General features: G+C 71.6%; 20 protein-coding genes. 7 read left to right on the top strand and 13 right to left on the bottom strand.

Annotated elements, in window-relative coordinates:
• Positions 1–158: 158 nt before the first annotated feature.
• Entirely contained in the window at positions 159–1034 is an 876-nt protein-coding gene (murI, locus tag MFF40_RS09545) for a glutamate racemase (protein ID WP_147898539.1), read from the bottom strand.
• A 261-nt stretch (positions 1035–1295) separates the two neighbouring features.
• Between murI and egtB the strand changes: the two genes are divergently transcribed.
• The 3 genes from egtB (at position 1296) to MFF40_RS09530 (ending at position 4731) form a co-directional block, all read left to right on the top strand.
• Entirely contained in the window at positions 1296–2564 is a 1269-nt protein-coding gene (egtB, locus tag MFF40_RS09540) for an ergothioneine biosynthesis protein EgtB (RefSeq protein WP_147898540.1), read from the top strand.
• Positions 2565–2683: 119 nt separating this feature from the next.
• On the top strand, positions 2684–3658 hold the full coding sequence (gene egtD, locus MFF40_RS09535; RefSeq protein ID WP_147898541.1) for an L-histidine N(alpha)-methyltransferase: 975 nt from the start codon (positions 2684–2686) through the stop codon (positions 3656–3658).
• A gap of 56 nt (positions 3659–3714) precedes the next feature.
• On the top strand, positions 3715–4731 hold the full coding sequence (locus MFF40_RS09530; protein ID WP_147898542.1) for an adenylate/guanylate cyclase domain-containing protein: 1017 nt from the start codon (positions 3715–3717) through the stop codon (positions 4729–4731).
• Here the strand turns inward: MFF40_RS09530 and MFF40_RS09525 are convergent.
• From MFF40_RS09525 to clpS, 4 genes are all read right to left on the bottom strand, one after another.
• A complete protein-coding gene (locus MFF40_RS09525) occupies positions 4728–6026 on the bottom strand; it encodes a flavin monoamine oxidase family protein (RefSeq protein ID WP_283206096.1) in 1299 nt (432 codons plus the stop codon). The two genes, MFF40_RS09530 and MFF40_RS09525, sit on opposite strands and share 4 nt — an antisense overlap.
• A gap of 258 nt (positions 6027–6284) precedes the next feature.
• The gene (locus MFF40_RS09520; protein ID WP_147898544.1) at positions 6285–6566 is read right to left on the bottom strand and encodes a hypothetical protein; all 282 of its coding nucleotides are present in this window, start codon (positions 6564–6566) and stop codon (positions 6285–6287) included.
• Between the two features lie 91 nt (positions 6567–6657).
• Positions 6658–9153, bottom strand: coding sequence for an ATP-dependent Clp protease ATP-binding subunit ClpA (gene clpA, locus MFF40_RS09515; RefSeq protein WP_147898545.1), 2496 nt, complete (start codon positions 9151–9153; stop codon positions 6658–6660).
• A 37-nt stretch (positions 9154–9190) separates the two neighbouring features.
• Positions 9191–9592: an ATP-dependent Clp protease adapter ClpS gene (clpS, locus tag MFF40_RS09510; protein WP_187193701.1), complete on the bottom strand. Its 402-nt coding sequence runs from the start codon at positions 9590–9592 to the stop codon at positions 9191–9193.
• A 604-nt stretch (positions 9593–10196) separates the two neighbouring features.
• On the opposite strand from clpS, the gene MFF40_RS09505 reads away from it, so the two are divergent.
• A complete protein-coding gene (locus MFF40_RS09505) occupies positions 10197–11693 on the top strand; it encodes a D-alanyl-D-alanine carboxypeptidase (protein ID WP_147898546.1) in 1497 nt (498 codons plus the stop codon).
• 211 nt (positions 11694–11904) lie between these two features.
• Here the strand turns inward: MFF40_RS09505 and MFF40_RS09500 are convergent, their stop codons facing one another.
• From MFF40_RS09500 to MFF40_RS09490, 3 genes are read right to left on the bottom strand one after another with little or no spacing between them, the layout of a single operon-like run.
• Positions 11905–12651, bottom strand: a complete 747-nt coding sequence (locus MFF40_RS09500) for a J domain-containing protein (protein WP_238260234.1) — start codon at positions 12649–12651, stop codon at positions 11905–11907.
• Positions 12652–12666: 15 nt separating this feature from the next.
• A complete protein-coding gene (locus MFF40_RS09495; protein WP_238260232.1) occupies positions 12667–12918 on the bottom strand; it encodes a hypothetical protein in 252 nt (83 codons plus the stop codon).
• A complete protein-coding gene (locus MFF40_RS09490) occupies positions 12915–14045 on the bottom strand; it encodes a S1C family serine protease (RefSeq protein ID WP_238260231.1) in 1131 nt (376 codons plus the stop codon). The genes MFF40_RS09495 and MFF40_RS09490 overlap by 4 nt, the downstream gene beginning before the upstream one ends.
• A 411-nt stretch (positions 14046–14456) precedes the next feature.
• On the opposite strand from MFF40_RS09490, the gene MFF40_RS09485 reads away from it, so the two are divergent.
• Together MFF40_RS09485 and MFF40_RS09480 are read left to right on the top strand one after the other, a co-directional pair.
• Positions 14457–14672, top strand: coding sequence for a hypothetical protein (locus MFF40_RS09485; protein ID WP_147857535.1), 216 nt, complete (start codon positions 14457–14459; stop codon positions 14670–14672).
• A 256-nt stretch (positions 14673–14928) separates the two neighbouring features.
• On the top strand, positions 14929–15243 hold the full coding sequence (locus tag MFF40_RS09480) for a CCDC90 family protein (RefSeq protein WP_238260229.1): 315 nt from the start codon (positions 14929–14931) through the stop codon (positions 15241–15243).
• Between the two features lie 94 nt (positions 15244–15337).
• Here the strand turns inward: MFF40_RS09480 and MFF40_RS09475 are convergent, their stop codons facing one another.
• Positions 15338–18775: an SbcC/MukB-like Walker B domain-containing protein gene (locus MFF40_RS09475; protein ID WP_238260227.1), complete on the bottom strand. Its 3438-nt coding sequence runs from the start codon at positions 18773–18775 to the stop codon at positions 15338–15340.
• Between the two features lie 172 nt (positions 18776–18947).
• Here MFF40_RS09475 and MFF40_RS09470 point away from each other — a divergent pair, with 172 nt between their 5' ends.
• Positions 18948–20624: a methyl-accepting chemotaxis protein gene (locus MFF40_RS09470; RefSeq protein ID WP_147896391.1), complete on the top strand. Its 1677-nt coding sequence runs from the start codon at positions 18948–18950 to the stop codon at positions 20622–20624.
• 176 nt (positions 20625–20800) lie between these two features.
• On the opposite strand, the gene MFF40_RS09465 is transcribed toward MFF40_RS09470, so the two are convergent.
• The 4 genes from MFF40_RS09465 to MFF40_RS09450 all read right to left on the bottom strand — a co-directional run bounded on the left by MFF40_RS09465 (position 20801) and on the right by MFF40_RS09450 (position 25449).
• Positions 20801–21427 (bottom strand): DUF4194 domain-containing protein, encoded by a 627-nt coding sequence (locus tag MFF40_RS09465; RefSeq protein ID WP_147896390.1) that lies wholly within the window; start codon positions 21425–21427, stop codon positions 20801–20803.
• Entirely contained in the window at positions 21420–22790 is a 1371-nt protein-coding gene (locus tag MFF40_RS09460) for a Wadjet anti-phage system protein JetA family protein (RefSeq protein WP_147896389.1), read from the bottom strand. Before MFF40_RS09460 ends, MFF40_RS09465 begins: the two co-directional genes overlap by 8 nt.
• A gap of 35 nt (positions 22791–22825) precedes the next feature.
• The gene (locus tag MFF40_RS09455) at positions 22826–23242 is read right to left on the bottom strand and encodes an FKBP-type peptidyl-prolyl cis-trans isomerase (protein WP_147855820.1); all 417 of its coding nucleotides are present in this window, start codon (positions 23240–23242) and stop codon (positions 22826–22828) included.
• 107 nt (positions 23243–23349) lie between these two features.
• Positions 23350–25449, bottom strand: coding sequence for a methyl-accepting chemotaxis protein (locus tag MFF40_RS09450; RefSeq protein WP_238260225.1), 2100 nt, complete (start codon positions 25447–25449; stop codon positions 23350–23352).
• Between the last annotated feature and the right edge of the window lie 369 nt (positions 25450–25818).

Raw genomic sequence — 25818 nt, 5'->3', positions numbered from 1 at the left:
CCCCTGAGATCAATATAATCGCTCAACCTCAGCGATAAAATACCGTCTCGACTGATTATGCAAGCAGGCATGATTGTTGTCGCGCGCCGAGAGCGCTGCGACGCGCGACCGGACGACCCCGGCCGACGCGGCGTCCGAGGCGAGGCCGGACGCGCGGCCTACTGCATCGGCAGCGGCATAGCCTCGACGGCGATCTCGCCGATCCCGCGGGCGGCGAGGGAAGCGCGCAACGGCGCGGTCAGGCAGGTGCCGGCCGTGAAGGCGCCGTGCACGGCCCCGTCCGGGTCCGCATTCCGCCGGGCCGGGCCGATCAGCTGGATCACGCGCCGGGCGATGGCGGGCGCCGGATCGATCCAGGTCACCGGCCAGGGCGCCAGCGCTTCGAGGCGCGGCAGCAGCAGCGGATAGTGGGTGCAGGCGAGGCAGACCACGTCGGTGCGCCGTCCGTCAGCCTCGGTGACGAAGCAGGGCGCGATCTCGGCGGCCAGGGCGGCATCGTCGATGGGTGCGCCGGCGAGTTCGGCCTCGGCGAAGCCCGCGAGGTTCGGCGAGCCGACCAGCGTCACCGAACAGGATCCGGCATAGGTCGCGATCAGATCGTGCGTGTAGGAGCGCGCCACCGTGCCGGGCGTGGCGAGCAGCGTGATCAGGCCCGAGCGCGTCGCGGCGGCGGCCGGCTTGATCGGCGGCACCACGCCGACGAACGGCGTCGCGAAGCGCTGGCGCAGGGCCGGGAGGACCAGGGTCGAGGCGGTGTTGCAGGCGATGACCACCAGGTCCGGCCGATGCGTCGCGACGAGCTGCTCCATCACCGCGAGCACCCGGGCCACGAGCGTCGCCTCGCCGAGCCGCCCGTACGGGAAGGCGGCATCGTCGCCGGCATAGACGTAGCGGCCGTCCGGCCGGGCGCGGCGCACCGCATCGAGGACCGTCAGGCCGCCCAGGCCGGAATCGAACACCAGGATGGTCGGCTCCGGGGACGCGCGAAACGCCGCGGGGGACAAGCTGGCCCCGGCCATCAGATCGATCCGCATGGAAATTCTGGACTCCGCACTCAGCGCCTCGAATCTCGGTGGCGAGGGTTAAGGCCTCCTCACTGCGGCGCAAGAAAGACCCGCGCTTTCACGTTCTCCCCGTTAACCCCCGCGCCTCCGGCGGCGAATGAGGCGAACGAACCGGGCGCAGGTGGAATCACCAGCGGAGGTTGTCTGACCACCGCGGGGACATATCTTCTGCGACCACGCTGGGCGTCGATAAGACGATCCCAGGAGAGACGTCATCAAGGGAAGATCCGCATGGCAGCCACGGCGGCACTCCGCTCCGGCGACACGCGCACGCAACCGGCAGCGGCTTTCCCGCCCCCGCCCGTGACGGCCCGGCCGATCGACCGCGCCGCCTGGATCGCCGCATTCCGCTTCGTGCGCAGCGAGACCGAGCGCCGCGCCGCGCCGCTCTCTGCGGAGGACCAGCAGGTCCAGTCGATGGCCGATGCCAGCCCGACCAAGTGGCACCGGGCGCACGTATCGTGGTTCTTCGAGCAGTTCCTGCTGCGCGAGCACCTGCCGGGCTACGCCATCTTCGACGAGCGCCTGCATTACCTGTTCAACTCGTACTACGTGGCGGCCGGCCCGCGGCAGCCGCGGATCCAGCGGGGCATGATCACCCGGCCGACCATGGACGAGGTGACGGCCTACCGGGCGCATATCGACCGGGCGGTGGAGTCGCTGCTCGGCCAGGCCTCCGAGAGCGCCCTGGAGGGCGTGCTGCCGATCCTGGAGATCGGGCTGTACCACGAGCAGCAGCACCAGGAGCTTCTGCTCACCGACATCCTGCACGCCTTCGCGCAGAATCCCCTCGGGCCGGTTTACGATGCCGGCTGGCGCTTCCCGGCGGCCTCCGGGCAGACCGGTCAGGCCCCGCTCGCCCGCGGCATCGCCTGGATCGGACATACCGGAGACGGGTTCTCGTTCGACAACGAGTCGCCCCGCCACGAGGCGCTGATCCTGCCCGGCCGGATCGACAAGGCGCTGGTCACCAACCGCGAATGGCTCGCCTTCATGGAGGCGGGGGGCTACGCCAAGCCGGAATTGTGGCTCTCGGACGGCTGGTACGCCGGCCAGGCCGAAGGCTGGGAGGCGCCGGGCTATTGGCGCCGGGACGGCGACGGCTGGGCGACCATGACGCTCGGCGGGGTGCGGCCGGTGGATCTCGAGGCGCCGGTCACCCATGTCAGCTACTACGAAGCCGACGCCTATGCCCGGTGGGCCGGCCGCAGCCTGCCGACCGAGTTCGAGTGGGAGGTGGCGGCGCGGGACGGCGCCCTGCCGGACGCGTTCGGCCTCGTCTGGCAATGGACCCGCAGCGCCTACACCGCCTATCCGGGCTACCGGCCGTTGCCGGGGGCCCTGGGCGAATACAACGGCAAGTTCATGGTCAGCCAGTTCGTCCTGCGCGGCTCGTCGGTGGCGACGCCCGAAGGCCACGCCCGGCTGCCCTACCGCAACTTCTTCTATCCGCATCAGCGCTGGCAGTTCACCGGCCTGCGCCTCGCCGACGCCGCCTAGAGCCGTTCCCGATCGCGTTGCAATCGGGAACGGCTCTCAGTCCTTGGTCCAACGCGCTCGCTTACGCCGAACCGGTATCCATTTCAGCGGCGAGCGCTCGAAGCGCCCCGGAGCCTCCCTTGACCGTCAAGCCCAGCTTCTCCGACGCGACCGCGGTCGCCCTGGACACACCGGAACTCGCCTTCCTGGCCGACGTGCGGGACGGCCTGTCCCGCCCGCAGAAGGCGCTCGCGCCGAAGTATTTCTACGACACGGCCGGCTCGGACCTGTTCGAGGCGATCACGCGCCTGCCGGAATACTACCCGACCCGCACGGAGGTCGGGATCCTCGACCGCAGCGGCCCCGAGATGGCCGCGCTGCTGCCGGCCAAGGCCGCCCTCGTCGAGTTCGGCAGCGGCTCGACCATCAAGCTGCGCCGCCTGCTGCGCCACCTCGACAAGCTCGCCGCCTACGTGCCGGTGGACGTCTCGGGCGAGTTCCTGCGGGCGCAGGCGGACGTGCTGAGCGGCGACTTCCCGCATCTGCGGGTCGAGCCGGTGGCCGCCGACTTCACCCGCGACTTCGACCTGCCCGCGAGCCTCGCCGGCATGCCCCGGGCCGGCTTCTTCCCGGGCTCGACCATCGGCAACTTCGAGCCCGCCGAGGCCGAGGACCTGCTGCGGCGGTTCGGGCGCATCCTGGGGGAGGGCGCCCACATGATCGTGGGCGTCGACCTCGTGAAGGATGCCGCGATCCTGGAGAACGCCTATGCGGATGCAGCAGGCGTGACGGCCGCGTTCAACCTCAACCTCCTCACCCGGATCAACCGGGAGCTCGCCGGCCGCTTCGATCTCGGCGCCTTCTCACACCGGGCGGTGTTCAACCCGGGGCCCTCGCGGATCGAGATGCACCTGGTCTCGCAGCGTGCGCAGGATGTCGGGATCGGCTCCGAGACCTTCGCGTTCGCGGCCGGCGAGACGATCCACACCGAGAGCAGCTACAAGTACACGGTCGAGACCTTCCGGGCCCTGGTGGAGCGGGCCGGCTGGACCTGGATCCAGGTCTGGACCGATCCGGAGGGGCTGTTCTCGGTTCACGCCCTCCGGCAGGATTGAACCCCGGCGCGTCGGGCCGGCACTTGGGGCCGGCACTTGGGGTGAAGGACGGCCGGATGCGTTTCAGCCCGCGCTGGTTCTACCTCGTGGCGCCGGGGCTCGGCGCCCTGGCCGGCCTGCTCTACGGATCGCTGTTCGCGGTCGGCCCGCTGCTGGGCTCGGCGATCCGGGGCGCGATCATCGGGACGCCGATCCTGCTATACGAGCGCGGGCTGCTGTGGCGGCAGATGCGGGAGCGGGTGCGTCAGCTGGCGACGCCGCTGTTCCTGCTCGCCACCGTGGCGCTCTACATCGCCCTGATCGTGGCCGGCAACGCGGTCGCCAGCACCGTGCTGAACCGCCTGTTCCGCTTCATGTACAGCGAGCGGAACGCGATGCTGATGACGGAATCCGGCCTGCTCTACGGGCTCGCGATCTCGGTCCTCGTGGTGTTCGTGTTCCGGGTGCGCGACCTGATCGGTCCCGGCGTCTTCGCCAACCTGCTGATCGGCCGCTACCATCGGCCGATCAGCGAGGAGCGGATCTTCCTGTTCCTCGACGTGACCGGCTCGACCCGCTTCGCCGACCGCCACGGCGACCGCGCGGCGCAGGCCTATCTCGGGCAGGTCTTCAACGCGCTGGCCCTGCCGGTCTCGCGCTTCCGGGGCTCGATCGACGACTATATCGGCGACATGGCCCTGGTCACCTGGACGATCGAGCGGGGCACGCGCGACGCGGCCTGCCTGCGCTGCGTCTTCGCGTTCGCCGAGCAGCTCGCCGACGAGGCCGACGCCTGGACGAAGCGGTTCGGGCAGGTCCCGGAATTCCGTGCCGCCCTGCATTGCGGCTCGGTGGTCACCGCCGAGATCGGGCTCGAGCGCCACAAGATCGCGTATTTCGGCGACGTCGTGAACACCACCGCCCGGCTGGAGAGCCTGTCCAAGAGCCTCGGCGTGCACGTGCTGGTCTCGGCCGACCTGCTCGACCGGATCGGCCCGCTGCCGCCCGACCTCGTGGCTGAAGATCTGGGATCCCACACCCTGCGCGGCCGGGAACAGCCGCTGGCCGTGGCGGCGATCCGAACCCGGATCTAGGCGCCCAGCACCTTCAGCACCTCCCGGGCGGCGCGCTCGCCGTCGAGGGTGGCGCCGCCGACCGTCATAGCGCCGCCGCCGGCGAGGGCTTCGCCGGCGAAGAACATCCGGCCGCCGACCGGTTCGCGCAGGCGCTCGCGGGCCTCGGCATGTCCGGGCCCGACGATGGAATACGAGCCGCGGGCATGCGGGTCGGTCCACCAGCCGGCGAGCCGGCCGGCCAGGACGGCGCCCTGCGCCTTCGCGCCCAGGATCGCGCCGAGCCGCTCGGTGGCCAGGGCGATCGCGGCCGGTTCGCCCGCGCGGCACAGGTCCCGGGCGAGGTCCCCGCCGAGATTGGCCACCGCGATGGCACGGCCGAACGGGCCCATCTCGAAATACACCGTCGGCCCGCCGGTGATCACCGACACGGCGTCGCCGAGCGCCGCCGGATCGACCTTGGCGGGGTCGAGCCGCAGGCCGACCTTGGTGTAGGCGCCCATGTGCAGGCCATCCAGGGCCGCCGCGGCGCCATCGGGCAGGCCCGGGGTGAACCGGAGCGCCCCGGATTTCAGCACGCCGACCGGCACCGTGACGATCGCCGCCGCAGCCGCGAGGGTGCCGCCGGCGGTCTCGATCCGGACGGTCTTGCCGGACCAGTCGATCGCCTGCACCAGACAGTTCAACCGGACCGGCAGGTCGGCGAAGCGGCGCGCCACGAGGTCGCCGTAGCCATCGACCCAGAGGTCGGTTCCGGACCACAGCCGGTCGTAATCCACCGCCGAGACCCGCTCGGGATCCTCGCCGAGCGAGAGCCGGCTCAAGCCCGCCGCCGCACCTTCGGCATTCGGGCCCCCGGCGCGGGCGGCCTCCGCCAGCGAGGTGTCGCCGCCCTTGGGGGCCAGCAGCGCGTCGAGCCCGGAGAAGCCGGCCCGGCGGCCCGCGTTCTCCGCATCGGTCGCCGGACGGCCGTCGATCATGAGCGTCCGGGCCCAGCCGCCCTCCTGCGCGAAACGCACGCCCGACGCCCGGGCCACGGGGGCCCAGGGATTGCGCTCGGCCCAGTGGATGTACTCGGCGCCGGCATCGAAGCGGCAATCCGGGCCGAGGGCCCGGTCGGTGAAGGCGCGGCCGCCGATGCGATCCCGGGCCTCGACCAGCACGACATCCTGCCCGGCTGCGCGCAGCGCCGACGCCGCCGCCAGGCCGGCCGCCCCGGCGCCGATGACCGCCACGGTGCCGCCCCGCGCCGCGGCGCGCACGGACGGGGCCGCCAGCACGGCGGCAGCCAGGATCGTTCGTCGGGTCGGACTCACGGCGTCACCGCTGGGGGGCCATTCTGAGCCGGCTCAGTCCGGCTTCATGCCGGATACCTGTAACGCCATCGCGGACCGGCAAGCGCGGCAGCTCTGCGGCATCTTCCCAAAGGACGCGAGCCTGCGGCCGGCGACGGCGATGCAGGCTCGGAGACCCCGGGCATCGTCCCGGACAGGGCGGCGCCGGCTTTCGGGAAACCGACGACGCGAAGCCGAGACCGCGCGTGGCGCCGTGACCCTGTTGCCCGGCAGGATGCGCTAATGCGCGGCCGGGCTGGCGGACCGCTTCTCCATCATGGTCTTGACCTGCATCAGCTGGTCCCAGACCTGACCGGGCGAGGTGCCGAAGAAGTCGAAGCCGGCATTCACGCCGAGATAGATCCCGACGCAGATCAGCGGCACCAGCACCCAGGCCAGCACCTCCTCGCCGCGGCGACGCCGCTGGCGGCGGCGGCGCCGTTCCTCGCGCCGGGTCAGCTTCGGGGCAGGCGCAGGATGCGTGACGGGGGATAGAGGCCCCTCGTGCAGATCTTCGGTCATCAAGCGCCTCCTCGCCGCGGCGCGTTCGCGTCGCGGCGGTCATAGACCGGCAGGCCGTGGTCCGGAAGCCTGCCGGCCGGCGTGAGGGCCCTTATGCGCGGACCAGTGGCACCTTCGGCACGGTCCGGACACCGCCGCCCGAACCGCCGCCGCCACCCCCACCCTTGTCGTCCTTCGGGGTCTTCTTGCGCGTGGCCGCACGGGGCTTGGCCCGCTTGTGCCGCTTGGCCGCGTTGGTGACGTCCGCCTCCGGCTTCGGCGTGACCGGGCCGGCCGGGAAGTCGAAGCCCAGGCTGTCCTTGGCGCCGGCCTTGGCCTCCTCGTCCTCCGGCTTGCGCACCACCACCCGGACGGCGCCGCCGTCCTTGAGCTTGCCGAACAGCACCTCGTCGGCCAGCGGCGTCTTGATGGTCGCCTGGATCAGGCGCGCCATCGGGCGGGCGCCCATGGCGTCGTCGTAGCCGTGCTCCACCAGCCACGCCCGCGCCTCGTCGGACAGCTCGATCGTCACGTTGCGGTCGGCGAGCTGGGCCTCGAGCTGGAGGACGAACTTGTCCACCACCTTGGCCACGACCTCCTTCGGCAGGTGGCCGAACGAGATGATCGCGTCGAGGCGGTTGCGGAATTCCGGGGCGAACAGCTTGTTGATCGCCTCGACGTCGTCGCCGGTGCGCTTCGTCTGGGTGAAACCGTAGGCCGACTTCGCCAAGTCCGAGGCACCCGCGTTGGTCGTCATGATGATGATGACGTTGCGGAAATCGACCTGCTTGCCGTTGTGGTCAGTCAGCTTGCCGTGGTCCATCACCTGCAACAGGATGTTGAACAGGTCCGGGTGGGCCTTCTCGATCTCGTCGAGCAGCAGCACGCAATGCGGGTGCTGGTCGATCCCATCGGTGAGCAGGCCCCCCTGGTCGAAGCCGACATAGCCGGGGGGTGCGCCGATCAGGCGGCTGACCGTGTGGCGCTCCATGTATTCCGACATGTCGAACCGCAGCATCTCGACGCCCAGCGAGGAGGCGAGCTGCTTGGCGGCCTCGGTCTTGCCGACGCCGGTCGGACCCGCGAACAGGTACGAGCCAATCGGCTTGTCCGGATCGCGCAGGCCGGCCCGGGCGAGCTTGATCGCCGAGGTCAGCGCCTCGATGGCGCTCGGCTGGCCGTAGACCACCCGCTTCAGGTTCTCGGTGAGGTGCTGCAGCACCACCGCGTCGTCCTTCGAGACGGTCTTGGGCGGGATGCGGGCCATCGTGGCGATGGTCGCCTCGATCTCCTTGATGCCGATGGTGCGCTTGCGGCGCGCCTCCGGCACCAGCATCTGCGACGCGCCGGTCTCGTCGATCACGTCGATCGCCTTGTCGGGCAGCTTGCGGTCGTTGATGTAGCGGGCCGACAGCTCCACCGCGGCCTTCACGGCCTCGGTGGTGTACTTGAGCTTGTGGAACTCCTCGAAGTACGGACGCAGGCCCTTCACGATCTCGATCGTATCCGGGATCGACGGCTCGTTGACGTCGATCTTCTGGAACCGGCGCACCAGGGCGCGGTCCTTCTCGAAGTACTGGCGGTACTCCTTGTAGGTGGTCGAGCCGATGCAGCGCAGCGTGCCCGAGGCCAGCGCCGGCTTGAGCAGGTTCGACGCGTCCATGGCGCCGCCCGAGGTCGCACCGGCACCGATCACCGTGTGGATCTCGTCGATGAACATGATCGCGTTCGGGTGCGCCTCGATCTCCTTCATCACCTGCTTGAGGCGCTCCTCGAAGTCGCCCCGGTAGCGGGTGCCGGCGAGCAGCGTGCCCATGTCGAGGGAGAACACCGTCGCGTCGGCCAGAACCTCCGGCACCTCGTGCTGGATGATCTTGCGGGCGAGCCCTTCCGCGATCGCGGTCTTGCCGACGCCGGGATCGCCCACCAGCAGCGGGTTGTTCTTCTGCCGGCGGCAGAGCACCTGGATCGTGCGCTCGACCTCGGAGTGGCGGCCGATCAGCGGGTCGATCTTGCCGTCCCGGGCCTTCTTGTTGAGGTTCACGCAGTAGGCGTCGAGCGCGTCGCCCTTCTTCTTCGCGCCGCCGCGGGGATCGCCCTCGTCGCTCGGGCGCTCGGCGGCGCCTTCCTCTTCCGCGCCCCGCACGGGCTTGGCCTCGGAGGCGCCGGGGCGCTTGGCGATGCCGTGGCTGATGTAGTTGACCGCGTCGTAGCGGGTCATGTCCTGCTCCTGCAGGAAGTAGGCGGCGTGGCTCTCGCGCTCAGCGAAGATCGCCACCAGCACGTTGGCCCCCGTCACCTCCTCGCGGCCCGAGGACTGGACGTGGATCACCGCCCGCTGGATCACCCGCTGGAACCCGGCGGTGGGCTTGGCGTCCTGGCGCCCGTCCCCGGTCAGGTTCGAGAGCTCGGTGTCCACGTAGTCGACCAGGCTGCGCTTGAGCGTGTCGATCTCGACGTTGCAGGCGCGCATGACCGCGGCCGCATCCTGGTCGTCCACGAGGGCGAGCAGGAGATGCTCCAGCGTCGCGTATTCGTGCCGTCGCTCGCCGGCGAGCGCGAGGGCTCGGTGGAGGGCTTGTTCTAGGCTGCGTGAGAAGCTTGGCAAAGCTGGCCTCTGTGTGGGTGCCTACCGCGAACGGCGCCTATTTCTTTTCCATAACGCACTGGAGAGGATGTTGGTGTTTGCGCGCGAAGTCCATGACCTGCGTCACCTTGGTCTCCGCCACCTCGTAGGTGAAGACCCCACACTCGCCGACCCCGTTCTGATGCACGTGCATCATGATGTGGTAGGCGTCCTCGTGGCTCTTGTTGAAGAAGCGTTCGACGACCAGCACGACGAATTCCATCGGCGTATAATCGTCGTTCAGAAGGAGTACCCGGTACAGGCTCGGCTTCTTGGTCTTCGGCTTGGTGCGGGTGATGATCGCGGTGTTGGACCGGTCGTCGCCGCCCGGGGCGCGCGAACCGGAGGCCGTGATCGCCAAACGCGCCGGCCCGTGAAGCGTCGTCGATATCGCGGTGCCCTGAAGGGGGACCTGTGTCATGTGCGTCGAACCGATCCCTCGATTGGAGCGGGCGTCGCCGGCCCCCAATACCGATCCCGTCATGACCCTGCCGGGAGCGGCGTCCGGGTCGGCGGACATTAATCTACAGACCGTGAGGCGACTTCGCCAGACGCCTGCGCGCACTTGTCCGCCCCGCAAAGCTTGCGCCCGGCGCATCACGTTCGACCCGTTCATGCCGAAGGGCTGACGCCAGCGCACGGAAGCCGCCCGGGGGGAGGGACCATGGTGGACGCGCGTCGCCCGGCTCGGACCGCGGAAGATCCGATACCCGACCGGCGAATTCCGTAAGACGCCGGGAGGGCGGGGGAGCGCTGCATGGCCGGCCTCCTTGGCGCCGCCGGGCCGACGCGTCGCGCGCCGACACCGGTGACGAAACCGGATCTTCTCCAGAGGTGTGGGCCGCATGCGCCATCGTCAAGGCATGGCCGGAACGACACGATTCGGAACGCGAGCGGTTCGCATTAACGGGCCTGTAACTGCACCCGCCTAATTCTCAACCGATGCAGCGGGGCCACGCGATCAGCGCCGGCCAGCACCAGAGATACGACCGGCGCATGCCGGTCTCGCGAGGCTATCAGGCGTGATGCGTAGCGTTGTAGGCCGCCCCCGGACGATCCCCGCGCTGCCGGCCGCCATTCCGGCCGCCTTGGCCGCCGCCGCGGTCCTGACCGCCCTGGCCGCCCCGGCCGAGGCCCGCCGCGGGCGGCACCATCATCACCACGCGTCGGGGGGCGGCTACAACCCGCCCTACGCCGCCATGGTGGTGGACGTGAAGAGCGGGAAGACGCTGCACGCGGTCAACGAGGACGCGCTGCGCCATCCGGCCTCGATCACCAAGGTCATGACGCTCTACATGCTGTTCGAGCAGATGGAGCGCGGCAAGTTCGCCCTCGATTCCGAGCTGACCATGTCGGCCCACGCCGCCGCCCAGGCGCCGTCGAAGCTCGGCCTGCGCCCCGGCCAGACCATCTCGGTCGAGGACGCGATCAAGGCGATCGTCACCAAGTCGGCCAACGACGTGGCCTGCGCGATCGGCGAGAACATCGCCGGCTCCGAGGAGCGCTTCGCCCAGATGATGACCGCCAAGGCGCACGCGCTCGGCATGAGCCGGACCCGCTACGCCAACGCCTCCGGCCTGCCGGACCCCGACCAGCTCACCACCGCCCGGGACCTCACCGTCCTGGCCCGCGCCATCCAGGACCGGTTCCCGCACTATTACCGCTACTTCCAGACCCGCTCCTTCGCGTTCCGCGGCCGGGTGATCGGCAACCACAACCACCTGCTCGGCAACGTCCAGGGCGTGGACGGCATCAAGACCGGCTACACTCGGGATTCGGGGTTCAACCTGATGACCGCGGCCAAGTCCGAGGGCCGCCAGATCGTGGCGATCGTGCTCGGCGGCAAGTCGGGCGGCAGCCGCGACCGGATCATGGCCGACCTCGTCCGCTCCAACCTCCCCCGGGCCTATGCTGGCGCCCGCCAGTCGGCGCCGGTCACCGAGGTGGCCGAGCGGGCCCGCCCGGCCGTCGTGGCGGACGCCGTCTCGCGCACCCGCACCCAGGTCGCCTCGGCCGACGACGAGGATGTCGAGACCACCGGCACCACCGGCGAGCCCCTGGACATCATGCCCTCGCGCTCGACCACGACGCCGGGCGGCACCTGGAAGCCCGGTCCGCAGGGCGTGTCGCAGGCGCTGCCGAAATCCGCGCAGGCCTATGCCGGCGCGAGCACCGCCCAGGCCCCGTTCCCCGGCGCGTCCAAGACCGCGGCCCGTCTGGCCTCCGCCGAACGCGACGAGCCGCCCAAGGCCGTCACCGGCACCCGCGTCGTCCCCACCGCCTGGGTGATCCAGCTCGGCGCCATGGACGACGAGTCCAAGGCCCGCACGATGCTCTCGGAGGCCCGCGCCAAGGCCGGGGGCAGCCTGTCCAAGGCGGCGCCCTACACGGTCAAGGTCGAGCATGGCGGGACCACGCTCTACCGCGCCCGCTTCTCCGGCTTCGCGGAGCAGGATTCCGCGCAGGATGCCTGCACGGCCCTGAAGCGCAGCGGCTTCAGCTGCTTCGCGACCCGCAGCTGAACCACTCGAGCATCATCCCGAAAGGTGGGTTCCGGCTTTCGGAACGCGATGATGCAGAAACAGAAGCCTCGAGCGTCGTCCCGGCTCTGATGTCCGGGCCGACGCCCTAGGCGATCGACGGCGCGCCGATCCGGCGCGCCGGCACGGCAGAGCCGCGGCTGTGTTTGCCCGCGGCTGCGAACCAGTCAGCATCTGACAACGCGCGTGGAGTTCAGCGATGTCGGTTCAAAAGCCTGTCCCGGGCCGCGTTGACCCGCGCCGCCCTGTCGGCACTTCCGCCCTGGTCGGGGTGGGTGAGCTTCATCAGAGACCTGTGGGCCGTCCGGACCTGCTCAGCGGTCGCCCCGCGCTGAAGCCCCAGGATCTGGTACGCCTCCTCCTGCGTCATCGACCCTGGATACGCCGGGCGTCCCGGCCGCGGGTCTCGATCGCGCTCAGCGTCTACACGCCAGCCGGGCGCCCGGCGGTCGAGATACGGCTCTAGGAGCGCTGCGCCCGCGGGATCGCGCGCGCGGCAGGCCTGCAGCAGCGCGACCAGGATCTCGGCGGGCAGGGCGTCGAGCCGCGCCCCGGCGCCGGGCCCGGCGGTCACCCGGCCGTCGCGGATGGAGCCGTCCGGACGCAGGCGGACATCGAGCAGGGCCGTGCGGTGCCGGAGCCCGGGGCCGAACCGCGACTTGACGAGGCGGGCGAGGCGCTCGGTCATGGCGGCCTGGCCCTCGATCATCCAGATGCCGCCGAGGCCGAGAAGGGCCGCCAGGACGAGGTTCCCGTGCAGCAGCAGGAACCCGGCCGCCGCGAGCGCGAAGGCGCCGCCGAGCTTCTGCGGCCGGACCGCGCCGGTCACCGCGCCGACGCCCTTGCCGAAGGCGCGCCCGAGCCGGCGGCCGACGCCGTCCCCGTTCTTCGAGAGCCACCAGAGCGTGGCGCAGGCCAGTAGGACCGCAAACAACACCATCGCGAACCGCCGCCGTTATCGCCGCGCGCCGAATTCGGCGCCGACGCGGCCACCGATCCGCACCGTGGTGCCGTCACCCAGATCGTAGAACCCGCGCGGGGCCGTCGCCGGCGTGTGGGCCGGAACGTCGCAGCCGGGCGGCGGCGGCAGGCGGACACCCTCCGGCAGGTCCTCCGGGCAGAGGCGGGACCGCACCCGCGTCTCGGCGGCCTGCACGGCGCCGGCGGAGACCAGGACGAGCAGCGTGAGGACGGGCAGCCGCCTCACCGCCGGTTCTCCGCGACATCCGCGGTGGTGATGCGGACCTGCCGGATCCGGCCGTCGCGCACGACCTTCAGGTTGATGGCTGCGCCGAGGCCCGCCTCCTCGATCGCCGCGGTCAGGTCGGCCAGCCGGTGGATCGGCCGGTCGTCGGCCGCCACGATCACGTCGCCGAGACCGCCGGATTGCGGATCGACGCCGCGCAGGCCGGCCTGGGACGCGGGCGACCCGGGCAGGACCCGAAGCACCACCACGCCGTCGATCCCCAGCCGGGCGGCGGCGGCCTCCTGGGCGGCGATGATGCCGATGCCGGGATTGCGCACCCGCCCCACCCGGATCAGCTCAGGGACCACGCGGTTGACGACGTCCACCGGGATCGCGAACCCGATGCCGGCGCTGGCCCCGGAGGGCGAGACGATGGCGGTGTTGACCCCGATCAGCCGGCCGGCGGAATCGAGCAGGGGGCCGCCGGAATTGCCGGGGTTGATCGCCGCGTCGGTCTGGATGACGCCTGACAACTCACGCCCGGCGCTGGTCGGCATCCGCCGGCGCACGGCGCTGATCACGCCGGTGGTCAGGGTGTGGTCGAGGCCGAACGGGTTGCCGATCGCGAAGGTCGACTGGCCGACCTTCAGGTCCGCCGAGGTCCCGATCGCCAGGGGCGGCGGCATCTTGGCCACGCGCCCGAGCCGCAGGACCGCCAGGTCGTAGGACGGGGCCAGCCCGACCAGGGTCGCGGAGACCACCTCGCCGTCGCTCATCCGGACCGAGACCGAGCCGCCGGATTGCGCCGCGTTCTGCACGACATGCGTGTTGGTGACGACGTGGCCGGCCCCGTCCCAGACGAAGCCGGTGCCGGTCTGCGTGCCGCCCTGCTCCCCGCCCTCGTCGTCCGCGTCGAGCAGGTCGCGCCCGGTCGCGGCGCTCTGCGCGAAGACGTGGACGACGGAGGGGCTCGCCCGCTCGAACAGCGCGATCGTGGAGGTCTCGGACTGGGCCAGATCGCCGCGTGCGGTCACCGCCCGCGGCGTCTCGGCCGCGTAGAGCAGCGCCTGCACGTAGGGTTGGGCGACGTAGAGCGCCAGCAGGACCAGGACCGCGGCGAGCACGATGCGCACGGTACGGTCCGGCAAGGGGGCGGTCTCCAGGCAGAGGCGGGGCAGGGGGCGGGCAGAGCCTTAAGTGCGCGTTCAGGATCGGGGCGTCAACACGGAGGAAGCGCGGTCTCCGCCGGGGCCCCGACGTGTTCTGGCGCACCTCGGAGACTGGCGCGCATTGGCTAACGGAATGGTCATCAATCGGTGGCCACAATTCTCGCAAGTTCACGGCGGATCAGACATGGCCGGTTTGGGCATGGAACAAGGCACCGCACCTAATCCTACGTAGTAGGACTAGATACTGGTACCTGTAATGCCCAAATTGATCGCAAAGCTGCCGCAGAGATGCTTGCATTGACGCTCAGCCTCACGGACCCCGCGGCACACCGGTTCGACCGGGCGGCGGGGATCTGAACGGTCCAAAACGGTTCGGAAGGACACGACATCATGGAAACCGAAGCTCTCGAACGCCCGGCCGATCTCACGATCTGGCGCACGGCCCCGGCGACCGCCCCGCTGGCCCAGCCCGAGCGGTACGGCACCCTGCGCGAGGCGATCGCCGCCGCCGCGGGCGCCCTGACCGATCCGGCCAAGCAGCCCTGGATCATCACCGAGGAGGGCGAGATCCTCTCCCCGAACTGGATCCGCACCTACCTGAACTGACACGACGATGCGGCTTTGCACCTTGAAGATCGCCGCGCGAACTTTCGGAGCGCGAAAGTCTTCAGGTGCAAAGCCCCGTCATGCCGCGGCAAGCGTGATCCATTTAAGCCGAGCGCGTCCGGCCCGGTCTGCCGTTGACAGGACATGCGCCCGGCAACATCCTCCGCGTATCGCAGCGCGCGGCGTACGATTCGAATGTCGTCCTGAGACAGGACCTTCGGCGTAAGCCGGCTCCTGAAAAGCGCGAGCCGCGTCCGTGACCGCCGTTGCGTTCGATACGCTGCGCTTCGTTCGCAGCCTCCGCGACAAAGCGACGATGTCTTCGGAGCAAGCCGAAGTGCTGGCCGACGCCGTCGCAGAGGCGATCCAGAGCAATCTCGCGACCAAGTCGGATATCGAAGCTCTGCGGCTCGCCAACAAAGCGGACATCGAGGCTCTGCGCCTCACCAACAGGGTCGACGTCGCCGAGACGAAGGTTGAGATCCTCAAGTGGGTGCTGCTGGGCGCGATCGGGCTCCAGACGCTCGTGATCGTCGGTGCGGTCATGGCCCTGACACCGGGCCTGCGCTGACCGCACGCGCAATCTGCCACGCGCGATCACGCAGGGACGGCGGCCATCGCTGAAGACCGGGGATATCGGGGATCGCAATCGGTGCCCCGCCGGCTCACTCGGCCGCGTTAGAGCGGCGGAATCCCTCGATCCCGACCTGCTCCGGGTTGATCGCGTGCAGCGCCCGGCGCGCCGCCTCCAACGGGTGCTCGGCCTCGATCCGCACCGACGTCAGGTCCGGGCTCTTGTAGACGGTGACGATGGTGTCCATCACCTCGGTCAGCGTCGTGCGCTTGTCCTCGGGGGCGGCGATCAGCAGCTGCAATCCCCAGGCGCGGTAGAGATCGACCAGCGCCTGGCTGTTGCGCACGTCGAGCTTGGAGAACGCCTCGTCGAGGAGGCAGAGCCCCAGGCCCGGATTCTCGTCGCCGGGCCGGTCGCCCGGATAGTAGGCGCTCGCCAGCGAGGCCGCGATCGCCACGTAGAACGGCGCCTGCGCCTCGCCCCCCGATCCGCGCAGGGCCCGCGCCGACATCGTCGTGCGGTTGCCGGCCGCGTCCTTCATGCCGATCTCGTAGACGAAGTAGTTGCGGTAATCGGCGAGCCGGGCCGCATCCTCCTGGCCGGCGATCAGCGCGGTGATCTCCTCCAGCGCCGCCGCCATCGGCCCCTCGGTCTCGCCGGCCAGCAGCGCCTGCGCGGCCTCGGGCGAGCGAGCGGTCTCGGTGGCGAGCGCGTGGACGGCGGCGTAGCGCCGGTCCACGGCCGCCTCGAACGCGTAGGTCTGGCCGGTGAAGCTGCGGGCCGAGAGCCGCTCGTTCAGGGCGGCGAGCCGGGCATGGACCCGCTCGAAGCGGTCGGCCAGGCGGGTCAGCAGGTCCTCGGTCATGAGCCGGCGCATCTCGACCTCGGCCCGCTCGGCCTGGGCGCGGTAGCGGCGCAGCTCGTGGCCCTCGACGGCCTCGTATTCCTTCCGGACCCAGGCGTAGCCGTCGATCGCCGGGGCGTCGCCGGCGTTCAGCGGGTTCTCGACCCGCCAGGCCGAACAGGCCTCGGTCAGCTCGCGCTCGGCGACGCGCCCGTGCGAGCGGGCCGCCTCGGCGGCCTCCCGGGCGAGTCCGCGCTCGGTGGCGGCCCGCGTGCCTGCGGCCTTGGCGTCGAGGCCCGCGAGCGCGCCCCGCGCCTGCGCGATCACGCCGACGTTAAAGGTCTCGGAGCGGGCGAGGCGCACCCGCGCCGCGTCGCCGCCCATCGCCTGCCGCAGGGCCGAGCGCCGGGCCGCCAGCGCCGCGCGGGCGGCCTCGCGCACGGTCCCGAGGCGCGCCCGCAGCGCCGCCTCGTCGGCGAGCAGGCGGTCGAGCTTCGGCTCCAGCTCTTCGGACAATTCCCGCAGGTAGCCCATCCGCTCGGTGGTCAGCGCGGCGATCTCGGCGGTGAGGCCGGCATTGTCGCGCTTCTCGATGCCCTCGCGCTCGGTCTGGAGCGTGCGCCGCCGCCCCTCCAGCCCGTCCAGTTCGCCCCGGAGGGAATCGACGTCGTCGAGGCCGCGCGCGATGCGGGCCCGGACCGCAGCCGCGGTGCGGGCGGCCTCGCGCAGGACCGCCGCCTCGCCGCGCAGCCGCCTTGCCTCCGCGACCGCGACCTCGTGCGCCCGGCGGCTGTCCACCGTGGGCCCGCGATGGCCGCGGGTCATCAGCAGGTCGACGCTGCGGGTCACCGAATAGGCCATGCCGGCCGTGGTCCGGCCGCTCGGCGCGACGGCGCGGGACAGGCGGGCGAGTTCGGCATCGTCCTTTGCCAGGTCGTAGCCCCCGAGCCGCACCCCCAGAAACGCCTCCGCGTGCGGGTCGCTGGTCTCGATCACGGTGAGCGGGCCGTCGTCGTAGCGGCGCGCCCGCTGCTTGGCGGTGTCGGTGGTCTTGACCAGGATGCAGCGGTGGAACCGGTCGCGGCCCGATTGCAGGACGCCCAGCGCCTCGCTCAGCCGGTCGGGCGCCACCACCAGGGCCTCGCGGGCGCGCCCGAGCAGGCCTTCCAGAGCGGGCCCCCAGGTCGGGTCGACGATCTCGGCCAGCTCGCAGATCGGCAGAGCGTCGATGTCGCGCCGCGCCAGCTCGCCCCGGAACGCCACCGTATCGGAGGACAGGCGCGCCGCCGGGCCGCCCCCGGTGCGCGGCGCGGTGCGCTCGGCCTCGCTCTCCTCCGCGCGGGCCTTGAGCGCAGCATCCTCGGCCGCCCGCTCCAGCGCCTCGTCGAACTCGGGCAGGCGTGCCAGCCCGTCGATCAGTTCCGCCAGGGGCCCGTCCGGGCGCAGGATCTCGTCGGGTGAGGATTCCCGGCGCAGGCCGGCCCGGGCGCAGGATTCCGCGAGGCGGGCCGCCGGCGGGCAGGCCTGGCGCAGGATCGGGGCGACCGGCTGGAGCTTGCCCATCTGGCCGACCAGGCCGACGAGGTCGGCGATCCGGGCGGAGAGATCCTTCCGGTCCCGCTCCAGCATCGACAGGCCCAGCGTCGAGGCGGCGAGCCGGCCTTCCGCGGCGCTGCCGGCGAGCAGGGCCTTCTTCTCGGCGATCTCGCCGTCGATCTCCCGGACGTGGCCGCGGCTCGCCGCGACCCGCTCCCGGGCGATCCGCACGGTGTCGGCGCCCTCGCGCAGGCGCAGCCGGACCGCGACGAGGTCGAGGCTGCGGCGGCGCAGCTCGGCGCAGGCCGCCCCGAACTCGTGCGTGGCGGCGGCCAGCACCGCCTCGCCCCAGGCCTCGTAGCGGTCGCGCAGGCGGCGCAGCCGGGCGAGCCGGCTCTCCAGCTCGCCGATCGTCTCCAGCAGGCGGCGCCAGTTGGCGATGGAGAGCCGCACCCGCTCGACGTCCAGGGGCTCCGGGTCGAGCACGAAGGCGCGCACGAAGGCGCTGGTGTCGAAGATCGGCTTGAACGCCACGGCGTTGGAGAAGCTGCGCAGGAAGTGCCGCGGCTCGGGGGAGGGCGCGCCCTCCCGCAGGGTCGCCAGGATGTCGGCGGTGAAGCGCTCGCCGGAGGTCCGGTATTCGGTGAAGCTCGCCGCCCGGGCGCGCAGATCCGCGGCGATCTCGCTCCACGGCGCCGTGAAGCTGCCGCCCGGGGCGGTGCGGGCATAGTCGGCGATCTCGAACCGGTGCCCGACCGCTATGAAGCGGGACAGCACCGTCTCGCGCGGCTCCACCGCCCGGGCGGCCAGCGCCAGCCCGACCGTGACGGTGCGGCCGGAGGCCGGATTCTCGAACACCAGGGCCAGCACGGTCTCGCAGGATTCCCGGGTGGGCCTGCCGCCCTCGGCCGGGTCGCTGATCCAGCCCAGGCAATAGTCGCGCACCGTGCGGGCGCTGCGCCCGGAGGCCGAGGCGTTCAGCGCCAGCCGGCTGGCGTTGTTGCCGGCCAGCACCGTGCCGACCGCGTCGAAGATCGTGGACTTGCCGGCCCCCGTCGGCCCGACCAGGGCGGCGGCGCCCCGGAGGCGGATCTGCTCGCGCCGGATCAGGTACCAGTTGGAGATGGCGATGTCGGTGAGGACGTACACGATGTCGGGAGGCCGGGCCGCTGTCGGAGGGTTGCGTGGTCCAGTTGGCCGGGTTCGGCCGCGCATGCAAGCTTCGGCGTGACCGGCGCCGGGCTGTCACCTCCGCCGGGATTCACAACTTGTCAGACAATTTATCGCTTGTATCGTCCCCCCGGGGGGATCGATCAGAACCATGCGTGCCAGCCTGAAGCTCACTTTGAGCGGCCTCTTCGCCCTGCTCCTCCTCGCCGCCGCGCTTCAGGGCGGATTCGCGATCCATCGGATGATCGCCCTCGACAGCCAGCTCGCGGCGCTGCTCGATCACGCGGTGCTGTCGATGAACGAGGCGCAGGCCATCGAGGCCCTGGTGATCCGGTCGCGCCTCGCGCAGGTCCGGTTCGTCACCGCGGCGGCGGAGACCGAGCGGCAACTCACCGTGAAGGAAGTGGACGGGCTGACCCGGGAGCGGAACGCCAAGGTCGAGGCCTACCGGGCGCTGATCGCCTCGCCCGACGAGAAGGCCCGGTTCGATGACCTCCTCGCCAAGCTCAAGGTCCAGCATTACGACTGGGAGCGGCTGCGCGGCTTCAGCCTCGAGCAGCGCGACGCGGCGATGTCGTATTTCCGCGGGACGATGAACGGCCATTACGTCGCCGCCGCCGGAGCCGCGCACGCGCTGGCCGAGATGAACATCCAGGCCGGCGACGCGGCCGGCCGCAGCGCGCGCCAGAGCCAGGCCGAGGCGGTCCGCTCGACCGTGATCATGTTGGGCGTCACGCTGCTGATCGCCCTGGGGGCGACGCTCTACAGCTTCGTCGGCGTCTCGCGCCCGATCACCCTCATGACCCGGGCCATGCGCCGGCTGGCGGACGGCGACGCCCGGGCGGAAATCCCCTACGCGGCCCGCCGGGACGAGATCGGCGCCATGTCGGCCGCCGTGGCGGTGTTCCGGCAGAACCTGCAGCATACCCGCACCCTGGAGGTCGAGGCGGCCCAGGCCCGCGCCGCGTCCGAGACCCAGCGCCGGGAGGCGACGCGGACGCTCGCCGACCGGTTCGAGGGCGCCGTCGGCGGCATCGTCGGCTCGGTGACCGCGGCGGCGACCCGGTTGCAGGCCACCGCCCAGGGCCTGAACGCGACGGCGGCGCAGACCGCCGGCCAGTCGACCGGCGCGGCGGCGGCGGCCGAACAGGCCTCCACCAACGTGACCACGGTGGCGGTGGCGGCCGAGCAGCTGGGCTCGACGGTGGACGAGATCGGGCGCCAGGTCGGCGCATCGGCCGATCTGGCCCAGGCCGCCGTCCGCGAGGCCGCCGCGACCGCCCAGCTGGTCCAGGCCCTGAGCACGGGCGCGCAGCGGGTCGGGGAGGTCGTGTCGCTGATCTCCTCGATCGCCGACCAGACCAACCTGCTGGCCCTGAACGCCACCATTGAGGCGGCGCGGGCCGGGGATGCGGGGCGCGGCTTCGCGGTCGTCGCCACCGAGGTGAAGGCGCTCGCGGCCCAGACCGCCCGGGCCACGGCGGAGATCGCGGCGCAGATCGGCCAGATCCAGGGCTCGACCGGCGAGGCGGTGCGGGCGATCGACGGCATCGCGGCCCGCATCCGCGACATCAGCGGGATGGCGACCGCGATCGCCGCCGCCGTGGAGGAGCAGGGCGCCGCGACCCAGGAGATCGTCCGCAACGTGACCCAGGCCGCCACCGGAACCGAGGCGGTGACCGCCAACGTCACCGGCGTGGCCGGCGCCGCCGCGGCGACCGGGCAAGCGGCCGGGCAGGTGCTCGATTCGGCCTCCGAGATGGCCCGCCATGCGGCGCAGCTCGGCGAGGAGGTCGAGCATTTCCTGGCGACGGTGCGGTCGGCTTGAGACGCCGGGTTACCGTTTGCGCCGAGCCCTTTTCCCGGGCGCAGGCAGCGTGAGCGGCCCGCGACCCAGCGGGACGCGACGCGACGCGTCCGCGCGCAGCGACATGGCGTCCCCTGACGGTCCAGGCGTCCGGGAACCGGGCGCGGCTCATCCGCCAGCGGTGCCGAGGGCCGCCCTCAGAGCTCCCCGGCATCCGACCACGCGCGCAGGCGCTCCAGCCAGGCGTCGGAGGCCAGCACCGCGAGGCCCGGCAGCAGCGACAGCGGCGTGACCCGCTCGACCCGGTCGCGCTCGCCCATCCGCAGGCCCCCGCGCCGGGCGTAGAGGCGTAGGATGTCGGCGAGGCGGCCCTCTTCCGGGGGCTCGTTGCGGGCGACGGCCCGGATCTTCTCCACGATCTCGTCGGTGGTGCAGGCGACGATCCCGTCGGTGCCGGCGCGGTTGTCGCGCAGGCCCTCCTCGTAGAGCAGCCGCAGCGCCAACAGCACCAGGGTCTCGTCCTTGCGCAGGCGCTCGGAGGCGATGTCGTGCCGGGGCGCGTCGGCGGCGGGGCTCAGCGACACCATCTGGTCGCGGTGCGAGACCGTGAGCGCGTAGCCCAGGCAGGCGAAGTAGTCGGTGAAGAACGGCGCGTAGTGCCGGGCCAGCTCGTAGGAGCGGCCGATCCCGGGCGTGTCCGCGTAGATCACCTGCCCCTTGAGCATCACCTGGAGGGCGCGGCACAGCTCCTCGGCGTCCGGGGCGCGGGCGCCGGGCGGCGGCGGCTCGTCGCCGTCGATGATCGCGCGAAATCCCTCAAGCACCGGCACGCCGCTCCAGCAGGAAATCGGGGCAGTCCAGCCAGCCGTTGGCCAGCCGCTCGGGCAGCCGGACTACCGCGTAGCGGTCGCGCAGCCGCGCATCGAACAGCACGTCGATCTCGCGCAGGCGCTGGAACACCACGAAGTCGTCGACCCCCTCGATCGTGATCTGCGAGCCGCGCAGCGACACGGCCTTGCCGAGCCGCGCCTCGACGAAGGCCGTCATGGTCTCCGGCGTCACGGTGGTGCGGCGGCGGAACTCGGCCTTGGCGGCCGCGAAGGCATCCACCGCGGGGTCGTCGTCGATATCCGGCAGCGGTTCGACCTCGATGGCGCTGCGGCGGGCGCGCGGCGTCTGCAGGTGGCCCTGGCCGATCGGCGGCCGCAGCAGCGACACCACCGGCGGCACCTCCGGCGCCACCTCGGCGGCGCCGACGGCGCGCAGCATCGCGGCGACCCGCTCGATCCCCGAAGGGTCCGGCCGGTCCATGGCGTGGAGCGCGGCGCCGATCCGCCGCTCCAGGCGGGCCACCACGGCATCGACTGCGTCGAGATGGTTGTCGAGCCCCTCGAACACCGAGAGGATCTGGGCGAGGTCGGCCCGGACCGCGCGCTGGGCGGTATCGAGGTCGGGGCTGCGGCCCTCGCGGATCTGACCCTCGGCCAGCGCCCGCACCGTGAGGGCGTCGCGCAGCGCCCGGCCGGCCTCGCGGACCACGCTGGCGCGGAACCGGAACGGGTTGAAGCGGGTGTGCAGCGTCCGGTAGTCGCTGATCAGGTGGCGTTCGACGAAATCCTCGAAGAACAGCCGGAAGGTCTTGGCCCGGTCGGGCTCGCGCAGGATCCGCTCCTCGACCTTGCGCATGCCGGCGGCGAGTCCGCGGACATGGGCCAGGAAGGCGGCGGACGCCCGGGCGGCGTTGGACAGGGCCTCGGAGCGGTTGGCCGGATCGGAGACGGCGCTCTCCAGGCCGCCCAGCACCTCCAGCACCGCGCCGCCGTAGGAGCGGGTCTCGCCCCGCTCCAGCCGGGACAGCTCCTCGAGCAGGAGGCGCGCCTCCGGGTCGAACTCGGCCACCGGGACGTAGCGCTCGCGGCGCTCGAGCAGCCAGCCGGTCTCCAGGAGGCGCCGGTAGAGGGCGTTGCGGCGTTCGGCCGGATCCGCGGAGATCGGCTCGTCGCCCAGGATCTCGGGGTCGCTCCAGCCGGCGGCGAAATCGCCGATCTCGGCGAGCAGCTCGGCCTTGCGCACCGGCTCCGCCCCGAGGACGCGCCGGTGCAGGTGCAGCAGCAGGGCCGCGTTGAAGCCCCGGCTCGGCGAGGCCAGCGGCTTGAACAGCTCGTCGGGCAGCTGCGCGAACAGCATTGTCTCGGGACTCTCGCCGTCGCGCAGCCGAACCCTTACTTCGCGCCGAGGAGTTCGACGTCGAAGATCAGCGTGGCGTTCGGCGGGATCACGCCGCCGGCGCCCCGGGCGCCGTAGCCGAGCTCCGGCGGGATGATCAGGGTGCGCTTGCCCCCGGTCTTCATCGTGGCGACGCCGAGATCCCAGCCCTTGATCACTTGGCCGGCGCCCAGCGGGAAGCTGAAGGGCTGGTTGCGGTCGCGGGAGGAATCGAACTTCTTGCCCTTCTGGCCGCCCTCGTCGAGCCAGCCCGTGTACTGCACGGTGACCTGCTGGCCGGCCTTCGGCTCGGGCCCGGTGCCCACCACCTCGTCCTGGTACTTCAGGCCCGAGGGCAGGGTGACGATCTCGGCATTCGCGGCTGCTGTCATGGCGATGAACGCGGCTCCGGCAATGAGGGACAGGCGAGGCATGGTATCTCCCTGGAGCCGGCGCCGTCCGCGCCGGCCGTCGGGGGGCCTTCTATCGACTCAGGTTCGTCCAGGCCAGGGAGGCGCAGGATCGCCGTCGGGGCGGCGGCTCAGGCGGCCCGGACCGTGTCGAGGAACCGCGCCACTTCGGCGGTCAGCGTCTCCGACTGGCGGGACAGTTCCGTCGCCGCGCCGAGCACCTGGCCGGCCGCCTTGCCGGTCTCGTCGGCGGCACTCGCGACGCCCGCGATGTTGCTGGTGACCTCGCCGGTCCCCGCCGCCGCCTGGCCGACGTTGCGCACGATCTCCTGCGTGGCCGCGCCCTGCTGCTCGACCGCCGCCGCGATCGAGGTCGCCACGCCGCTGATCTCCTGGATTCGCGCCGTGATCGAGCCGATCGCCGTCACCGCCCCGCCCGTGGAGGCCTGGATGCGGCCGATCTGGCCGGAGATCTCTTCGGTGGCCTTGGCGGTCTGCTCGGCGAGCGCCTTCACCTCGGAGGCCACGACCGCGAAGCCGCGCCCGGCCTCGCCGGCGCGCGCCGCCTCGATGGTCGCGTTCAAGGCCAGCAGGTTGGTCTGCCCGGCGATGCTCGAGATCAGCCCGACCACGTCGCCGATCCGCCCGACGGCGCTGCTCAATTCCTGCACCAGGTCGGCGGTCTGGCCGGCCTCGGCGGCCGCCCCCAGCGCCAGCTTGGCGGATCCGTCGACCTGCCGGCCGATCTCCTGCACGGAGGTGCCCAGCTCCTCGGCGGCGGCCGCCACGGTGTTGACGTTGCTGGCCGCCTCCTCGGCCGCGGCCGCGACCGTGGTGGATTGGCTGGCGGTCTGCGTGGCGGTGGCGGTCATGGTCTGTGCGGTGGCCTGCAATTCGGTGGCCGAGGACGAGACCTGGCCGATGATGCCGCCGACCGCCCGCTCGAAGCTCTCGGCCATCTGAAGCATGCCGGCCTTGCGGTGCTCCTCGGCGGCGGCGCGCGCCTGCGCGGTCTCCGCCTCCAGCGCCCGGGCGCGGATCAGGTTGTCCTTGAACACCTGGACCGTCCGCGCCATCGCGCCGACCTCGGTGTCGCGGTCGCGCAGAGGCACCGCGACCGACGCGTCGCCGTCGGCCAGGGCCTGCATGGTCCCGGTCATCGTCCGGATCGGCCGCAGCACGAAGCCGAAAAGGGCGACGAGGCCGAGGGCCACGAGCAGGCCGGAGACCACCAGCGCCGCCACGTTGCGAATCAGGACGCCGCGCGCCTCCTGGGCCAGGGTCTCGGCGCGCGCGATCATCTCGTCGAGGGCGGCGTAGGCGAGGTCCACCAGGGTGGCCTGTTCCGGGGTGTCGAGCTTGCGCGCCTGCTGGAGCGTGACCCCGGGCGGCTGATGCTGGGCCAGCGCGGTCGAGACGGCCATGCGCCGGTCGAGGGGCGCGCCCTCGAAATTGTTGGTGCGCGCCTTGTCGAAGGCCGTCCGGACCGGGCCCATGAGGTTCGCCGCCGTCTCCGCGGCGAGCTTCCACGTGGCGTCGAGCCGCCCCCGCTCCTCCGCGGCCGCGACGGTCTCGGCGGGCGACCAGGGCGTCCCGGCCGACAGGGACGTCTGGATCCGCAGCGCGATGGCGCCGAGCGCCATGCGGGTCGCCCAGGCCGCGCGCTTGAGGGAGAGATCGCGCTCCAGGACGGTGTCGGAGCGCGGGATCGCGGCATCGACCGCATCCGTCGTCGCCGTCAGGGTGTCGAGCATGGCGAGGAGGGCCGTCTGCGCCTCCGCGGTGACGGCGGCGTCACGCTGGGCCTTGGACACCTTCAGGGCGTCATCCACCCGGGGGCGGAGGCGCTCGACACGCTCGCGGGACGCCTGGAGCTGACCGAGCGTCGCCCGGACGGAGGGCAGATCCAGGTCGCCCACAAGAGCCGTCGCCGCGGCGATGCCGGCCACCGCCCGCTGCCGCTCCGTGTAGAGCCCGGACAGGGTCTCGGCATCCATCGGCTGGTCGGCGGCCAGGAACTGCAGGGTGGCGCCCCGCTCCAGCCGCGTCGCGTACAGGGTCTGGAGCAGCGCGCGGCTCGCCCGCACGAGCGAGATGCCCGCCTCGGCCTGGACGGCCTCCGTCCGCGCCCCGATGAGCGCGGTCGTCGCATAGGTGAAGATGATCAGACCCAATACGAAGAACACCACGCTCATCGTCGTGCGGATCGAAATATTTTGCAGGCGGATCATCGCACAACTCCAGAAACCCGACGGTCGCGCGGTCATGTCCGATACGGAACCATTTGTCGAATGTTACGGCCGTGAAACTTCTTGATCTCACTCTTAACTGTGTCGCTGGATGACAATCGGTGCTTGAACTATTCCGTGTCGAAACCGCATCGGTCGGAGAATTTTGTCGACTTCGTTTCAATTGAAAGCTGTTTAACTTTGTCTTTACGCTCGCATTCCGGCGGGTCACTGATCTTCGCGCCGGGGTGGGGCGTTCCATGATGCGCCACCGCCGTGCGGGTTACGATGGCCACGCAGGGTGCGCCGAGGGCTCTCTCCTCCCCTGGCGGGGGAAGTGGAGGTGGGGGTGGTTCGGATGGCGCGTCTCCG

The organism is Methylobacterium mesophilicum (assembly GCF_022179445.1).
GTDB lineage: Bacteria > Pseudomonadota > Alphaproteobacteria > Rhizobiales > Beijerinckiaceae > Methylobacterium > Methylobacterium mesophilicum.
This window is presented reverse-complemented; position numbering and strand designations above follow the sequence as displayed.

Bases quoted from the DNA above. Each gene is read 5' to 3' on its own strand.
- murI (WP_147898539.1), bottom strand. From the start codon at position 1,034: ATGCGGATCGATCTGATGGCCGGGGCCAGCTTGTCCCCCGCGGCGTTT.
- egtB (WP_147898540.1), top strand. From the start codon at position 1,296: ATGGCAGCCACGGCGGCACTCCGCTCCGGCGACACGCGCACGCAACCG.
- MFF40_RS09530 (WP_147898542.1), top strand. From the start codon at position 3,715: ATGCGTTTCAGCCCGCGCTGGTTCTACCTCGTGGCGCCGGGGCTCGGC.
- MFF40_RS09520 (WP_147898544.1), bottom strand. From the start codon at position 6,566: ATGACCGAAGATCTGCACGAGGGGCCTCTATCCCCCGTCACGCATCCT.
- clpS (WP_187193701.1), bottom strand. From the start codon at position 9,592: ATGACACAGGTCCCCCTTCAGGGCACCGCGATATCGACGACGCTTCAC.
- MFF40_RS09505 (WP_147898546.1), top strand. From the start codon at position 10,197: ATGCGTAGCGTTGTAGGCCGCCCCCGGACGATCCCCGCGCTGCCGGCC.
- MFF40_RS09500 (WP_238260234.1), bottom strand. From the start codon at position 12,651: ATGGTGTTGTTTGCGGTCCTACTGGCCTGCGCCACGCTCTGGTGGCTC.
- MFF40_RS09485 (WP_147857535.1), top strand. From the start codon at position 14,457: ATGGAAACCGAAGCTCTCGAACGCCCGGCCGATCTCACGATCTGGCGC.
- MFF40_RS09470 (WP_147896391.1), top strand. From the start codon at position 18,948: ATGCGTGCCAGCCTGAAGCTCACTTTGAGCGGCCTCTTCGCCCTGCTC.
- MFF40_RS09460 (WP_147896389.1), bottom strand. From the start codon at position 22,790: ATGCTGTTCGCGCAGCTGCCCGACGAGCTGTTCAAGCCGCTGGCCTCG.
- MFF40_RS09455 (WP_147855820.1), bottom strand. From the start codon at position 23,242: ATGCCTCGCCTGTCCCTCATTGCCGGAGCCGCGTTCATCGCCATGACA.
- MFF40_RS09450 (WP_238260225.1), bottom strand. From the start codon at position 25,449: ATGATCCGCCTGCAAAATATTTCGATCCGCACGACGATGAGCGTGGTG.